This is a genomic window from Nocardia pseudovaccinii NBRC 100343 (genome assembly GCF_001613225.1).
GTDB lineage: Bacteria > Actinomycetota > Actinomycetes > Mycobacteriales > Mycobacteriaceae > Nocardia > Nocardia pseudovaccinii.
The window spans coordinates 1-5,401 of sequence record NZ_BDBY01000433.1; the positions used below are offsets into that span (position 1 = coordinate 1).

At 69.6% G+C, this 5,401-nt stretch carries 7 protein-coding genes; 1 reads left to right on the top strand and 6 read right to left on the bottom strand.

Annotation, left to right across the window (positions count from 1 at the left end; genetic code table 11):
* Positions 1-182: 182 nt before the first annotated feature.
* Together NP3_RS45170 and NP3_RS45175 are read right to left on the bottom strand one after the other, a co-directional pair.
* Entirely contained in the window at positions 183-392 is a 210-nt protein-coding gene (locus NP3_RS45170) for a hypothetical protein (protein ID WP_157124981.1), read from the bottom strand.
* A 238-nt stretch (positions 393-630) separates the two neighbouring features.
* Positions 631-1,149, bottom strand: coding sequence for a single-stranded DNA-binding protein (locus tag NP3_RS45175; RefSeq protein ID WP_063047843.1), 519 nt, complete (start codon positions 1,147-1,149; stop codon positions 631-633).
* A 124-nt stretch (positions 1,150-1,273) separates the two neighbouring features.
* Here NP3_RS45175 and NP3_RS48770 point away from each other — a divergent pair, with 124 nt between their 5' ends.
* Positions 1,274-1,690, top strand: coding sequence for a hypothetical protein (locus NP3_RS48770; RefSeq protein ID WP_157124982.1), 417 nt, complete (start codon positions 1,274-1,276; stop codon positions 1,688-1,690).
* A 120-nt stretch (positions 1,691-1,810) separates the two neighbouring features.
* Here the strand turns inward: NP3_RS48770 and NP3_RS45185 are convergent, their stop codons facing one another.
* From NP3_RS45185 to NP3_RS49580, 4 genes are all read right to left on the bottom strand, one after another.
* Positions 1,811-2,686, bottom strand: a complete 876-nt coding sequence (locus NP3_RS45185) for a bifunctional DNA primase/polymerase (protein ID WP_063047845.1) — start codon at positions 2,684-2,686, stop codon at positions 1,811-1,813.
* Positions 2,683-3,018, bottom strand: coding sequence for a hypothetical protein (locus NP3_RS45190; RefSeq protein WP_063047846.1), 336 nt, complete (start codon positions 3,016-3,018; stop codon positions 2,683-2,685). Before NP3_RS45190 ends, NP3_RS45185 begins: the two co-directional genes overlap by 4 nt.
* A 99-nt stretch (positions 3,019-3,117) precedes the next feature.
* Positions 3,118-5,049, bottom strand: a complete 1,932-nt coding sequence (locus NP3_RS45195) for a ParB/RepB/Spo0J family partition protein (protein ID WP_063047847.1) — start codon at positions 5,047-5,049, stop codon at positions 3,118-3,120.
* Positions 5,050-5,153: 104 nt separating this feature from the next.
* A partial coding sequence (locus tag NP3_RS49580) for a hypothetical protein (RefSeq protein ID WP_218025078.1) occupies positions 5,154-5,401 on the bottom strand: 248 nt, incomplete at its 5' end.

Sequence of the window (5,401 nt, forward strand, 5' to 3'; positions counted from 1 at the left end):
GCTCGCGAGGGCGCGCGCTCGGCGAGCGCGATCAACGCGGACGCCGCCGCTGCCGACGCGGTGACCGCGGGAGGTTCGGTAGGGACTGGCTCGATCATCGGGGGTCTCCTGGTCCAGGTGAGGCAGCGAAGGATTCACGCCCATTCGGGTGGATCCACCGCTGTCGATATCGTGGGTTCGATTCAGGGCTGTTCTTCGCGCATCCGCGACTCGCGGCAGATCCGCTGCCAGGTGCGCATGAGCCGATCACCGGCGCGCAGGGCCGCGACGGCTTCGGCGCGGTCGCTGGACTCGCACCACAGCTGCCCGTCGGGGCCGAGCACGGTGTACCAGCGGGTCGGTTCCCAGCCGCCCTGGTCGCGGATGTAGGTCGAGTTCTTGGGATCGTTCACGCGGCTGTCGACCTTTCGACATTGGATCCGCGCACGCGGGCGGTGCGCGCTGGATGCGAGAAAGGCCCGCGATCGGTCGGTGAGCGCCGCCGACGCCGGGCGCACGACGTGGGTGAGACGGTTGGTGGCTGCACCCGACCGGGGTGTCGGGTGTAGCCACCACTCGCGTCCGGCCGCTCGCGGTCATCGCCACTGGCGCGGCGTGGACGGAGGTCGCAGTCGCGCAGGCCGCGCTGTTCTAGAACGAGGGCTCCTCGCCGCCACCGAATCCGCCACCGAATCCTGTGCTGGGTGTGGTGGTCCAGGGATCGTCGTCGCCGCTGCGGCTGCCAGTGGCCGCGCCGACGAGCTCGCGGGAGCGAGCGCTGCTATCGTTTGCGTTGGTGTGGTTGGCCTTTCGTTTGGTGACCTTGGCGGTGGCGTAGCGCAGCGAGGGACCGACCTCGTCGACCTCGAGCTCCACGACGGTGCGTTTCTCGCCTTCACGGGTCTGGTAGCTGCGCTGCTTGAGACGGCCGCTGACCAGAACACGCGATCCGCGTGTCAGCGACTCCGCCGCGTTCTCGGCGGCCTCTCGCCAGAGGCTGCACCGCAGGAACAGCGCCTCGCTGTCCTTCCACTCGTTGGTGTTCCGGTCGAAATACCGCGGGGTAGAGGCGACGGTGAAATTCGCGACCGCGATACCTGCGGGTGTGTAGCGGAGCTCGACGTCAGCTGTCAGATTGCCTATCACGGTGATGACGGTGTCTGCGGCCATAGCGGTTCTCCTTGCAAGTCGATGATCAACAGGGACAGATGAATGCGCGTGCACCGATGACCGTGCGTGAACCCACTGCGACCGGCCCGCGCGGTCAGTGGACGGGTGCGCCCGCGAGCTGGTGGTGGCCGGTGTCGATACGCGGGTGGTCGGCGGGCTCGTGGCGGGTTCGGGTTCGGCGGTTTCGTCGAGCGCGGTGAGCACGTCGGTGACCGAGTGCACGGGGCGGGCGTGGCTGTCGCCGATGAGTTGGCAGATACGTCCACGCGAACGCGTCGATATCAGTGGCGGCGGGCACGGTGACCGCGACCGCGTGCGGCCCGGTGAGCCGATAGCGCGAGGCGAGTCGGTCCTCGGGATCGAGACCGTCGAGCCAGTGCCTGCGGTCACGGCCGAGCACGTATTCACCGCCGGGCGGGTCGTCGAAGGCGTCGATCAGTTCCGCGCGGTAGGCCGGGCTGCTCGCGTTGGCCAGGGTGGCGTCGCGGAAATCACGTCAGTCTTCGCACTCCCAGCCGTGACCGGCGTCGATCACCACTGACTGGCAGTCCACTGCCGTGCCGTCGACATACACAGACACCCAGGTCTGTGAAGACGGGTCGCGGACCACGACGACTTCCACGCTCGAATCCGGCACAGTATCTCTGCTTTCCGTCGACGGTTAGCGCCGCAGGTAGCGGGGACGGGACCGGGAGTAGCGCAGCCCGTTGGCGATGGTGCGCTCGGCCTCGTCGCTGGTGAAGTCCTCGATCCCGACGTGCACGGCCGCGGCGTCGCGCAGGACGGTGTGGGCGTGGTGTTCGCTGATCTCGTCGGCGGCTACGAGCTGTCCCAGCACGAGCGCGGACCGGAACAGGGTGTGGTTGCGCAGCCGCACCGGCGCGGTGGCGACGCGGTGGGCTTCCCCGGTCAGGATGGCCGCGAGGTAGGCGTCGGGATGCGTCGCGACCGCGCTGGACCGGATGCCGGGTGCCGGTGGTGGCGGGGTGAGCAGTTCGACGAGTTCGGCGGGCAGGTCGGCGACGGGGTGGTCGGCGGCGAGGGTGTAGTCGCCGTGGCGGGTGCGGGAACCGGGCGCGATGACGTAGCCGCCGTGCCCGCGGGTGTCGATACCGTCCCCGAGACGCCCGACGCTGCACGACATCCGCGGCGTGGTCGGGGCTCGGTAGTAGAGGTGCCAGCCGTGCGGGGTCGCCACCGTCCATGTCACCGGCACCGGGTTGGGGAGTCGGGTGAGGGCGTCGTTGAATCCGGTGGTGGGCGGGCTCATGTGGCGGGGGTCGAGGTCGATCACGCACAACTGGGCCGGGCCGGTCGCGATCGCGACGTTGCGGGCCGGGTCCTGGTCCCACCATCGGTGGATGCGGGTCGGGTCGGTGCTGGCGTGGTCGGGCCAGCGTTTGAACACCGGGGGCTTCTTGGTGCCGGGACGGATCGGGAACACCGGCCACCCGCGCGCCGCGATGTCGAGAGCCACCGCCCGCAAATCCAGGCCCACCGCTTGCAGGTCCAGGACCCGCGCCGTGGTGGTGCTCACCAGCGGGATCCGTTATGGCGGGCGGTGCGGGCGATCCACACCGCGGTGGCGTGGAGCTCGCGCACGCTGGCACGGACCGCGTCGAGGGTGTCGGGCTGGCCAGGGTCGGCGGGTAACCGCTGGTAGTCGAGGTGGTCGACGCGCAGCACCAGATGCCACGACAAGCTCATCTGGTCGAACACGCGCACGGTGGCGCGGAAGCGGCCGTCGGCCTTGACAGTGACGGTGATGTCGGCGGGCTGGTGGTCGACCACACACAGGCTGCGGGCGCGATAGCCGTTGTCATCGATGCGGGCCAGGGCATCGATGGTGGGTTCGTCGGGGGTGCGCACAACTGACTCCTTCGAAGAATGCCGCAAGGGCCGCGACGCCGTTCCCGGTGCGCCCGAAACTGTCTCGGGCGCATCGGGAACGCGAATAGTCCGGGACCGTCAGGCGGCGTCGGGCAGGTCCTGGGCGTCGCTGCCGGTCTCCTCGGCCGCGTCGAGATCGGCGACGGCGTCGGTGTCGGCGGGTTCGCCGGTGGCGGTGAGGTTGTCGATGTCGATGTCGACGGCTTTGATCTCGCCGAGGGCGGCGAGTTCGACCGGGACGAGGGGGTAGCCGAGTTCGCGCAGGAAGCTCAGGTAGCGCCGGACCGCGGATTCGGTGTAGCGCCACAGGTCCTTGTCGGCGCGGTGTTCGTAGCCACCCAGCACCAAAGCGAGGGCGATGACCTGGGCGCGGGTGGGTTTGGTGGTATCGAGGGTGGCGAGCATGTCGAGGCGGGACCGGTAGCCCTCGATGCCCAGCAGCTTCAGCGCGGAGTCGAAGGTGTGGTACTCGCCGGTCAGGCCCGGATCGGCGAGCAAGGACCGGGTCATGAACAACGCGGCTTGGGTGGGCGGGGTCCGCCGGGCCAGCAGCCGGGTCACGAACTCGATACGAGTCGCCTTGGCGGCCAACCCGAGCTTGTTGAGCTCACGCACCCGCCGCCGCGCGGCCCGATCGATCTCGGCCGCCTGGGCCGCGGCTTGCGCGGCGGCTTCGGCGGCGGCGCGCCGATCCGCCGCGACCTGCTCCTGATCGACCTGACCGAAACGGGTACCGCGCTCGCCGGGGTGCTCGCCCTCGCTGGCGTCACCGACCTCACCGGTATCGGCGTCGTCTTCGGTGTCGGATGCGGTGTCGACGCGTTCACGCAACCCGGCCGTTTCCAGGAGGTCGCGGGGCAGGAAGTACTCGAGCAGCAGCTGGTCACGCTGCTCGACCTCCCGCGCGTGGCGCAACCCCTCGGCGGGCTCGGCGTCGGGCCGGTCGCGGGTATCCCAATCCACGGTGTCGGGGTCGACGATATGGCCGGTGCCGACCTCGACCCACACCTGCTCCTCGGCGACCTCGAGCCACACCAGCCACGCCCCGGGATCGGCGGCGATGGTCGCGAAATCGATCGCGTTGCCCTCGCCGTCGACGATCTCGGCCGCGCACAACAACGCGGTGTCGGTGTCGTCGAGGTCGGGGTAGTCGGTGAGGATCCCGAGTCCGGCCTGGGCATAGGGCAGGGCGTCGGCGAGGTAGGCGCGGCGTTCGGCGCGATCGGCGGCGATCCGGTTGGCCTCGAAGTCGAACACACCGCTGCGGACGTTGAGCAGTCGGCGGACCGCGTCGTGGTCGCCGACGTTCTCGTATTCGGCGATGACCGCGGCATGGGCCAGGTCGTACTGGTCGTCGTCGATCAGATTGCGGGCGGTGGGCGAGGCGCCGACCTTGCCGACGAGTTTCACCTCGTCGCGTTTGGTCTGCAACGCCTTGGCCACGCGGGTGACCGAGGCGCCGAGGTCGAGGGCCTGGGTGATCCCGGCGGCGCGGTCGCTGTTGGTGAGCGGGATCCGGCGGTCGTTGAGGGTGATCTGTTCGAAGATGCGCTCGATCTCGGCCTCGTTCGTGTCCACGCTCGGGTCGAAATCGCGGATGTAGACCGGGACCTCGGGCAGCTCGAACGCCAGCGCGGTCAGGGTTCGGACCTGCCCGTCGCGCACGACCAGGCGCTTGTCGGGCATCCGGATCACCAGGATCGGGTCCCGCACGCCGTGTTCGCGGATGGAGTCGGTGACCTCCGGGTGGTCTTCGAGCCGGAAGGTCTTGCGCACGTTCTCATCGATCTCGAGGTCGGCGGGATTCACGGTCGGGCCCGTGCACAACTCATCGAGCCAGCCGTGTTCCCCGGTGATGTCGGCGCCGGCGTCGGGCTCGCCGGGGTCCGAGCCGCCGTGGTTGGCGTCGGGGCCGGTGGCGGCGGGATCGGGACCGGGTACCAGGGTGACGGCGGGGGCCTGCTCGCCGATTTCGGGGTCGGTGGTGGGCGTGTCGGTGTCGGTGGACATCGAGATGGGCTCCTATCGTGAAAGAGGCAGGGACCGGCCAGCTTTGGACTGGCGGTCCCTGCCTCGGGGGAGGGGATTTCGATGGATGGAGTCGGGGAGAGTGGCTACCCGCTCGCGGTCTCGGCGGCGGGTTGAGGGGGCTGGCCCTCGACGACGATCTCCAGCGCCTCGCGGGCGATGGCGATCTCGGCGTCGATGCCGCCGTGTTTGTGGTGCACGTCGCGGTAGCAGGCCCGGCACACGACACCGGAGATCGAATCGCTGCTGCCTTTGCCGCTGGCGTGACAGCACGGTGTGAGCACTGCGGTGTGGACGGTGCAGAACCTGATGACCACGCAGCCTTCGGCGTCCA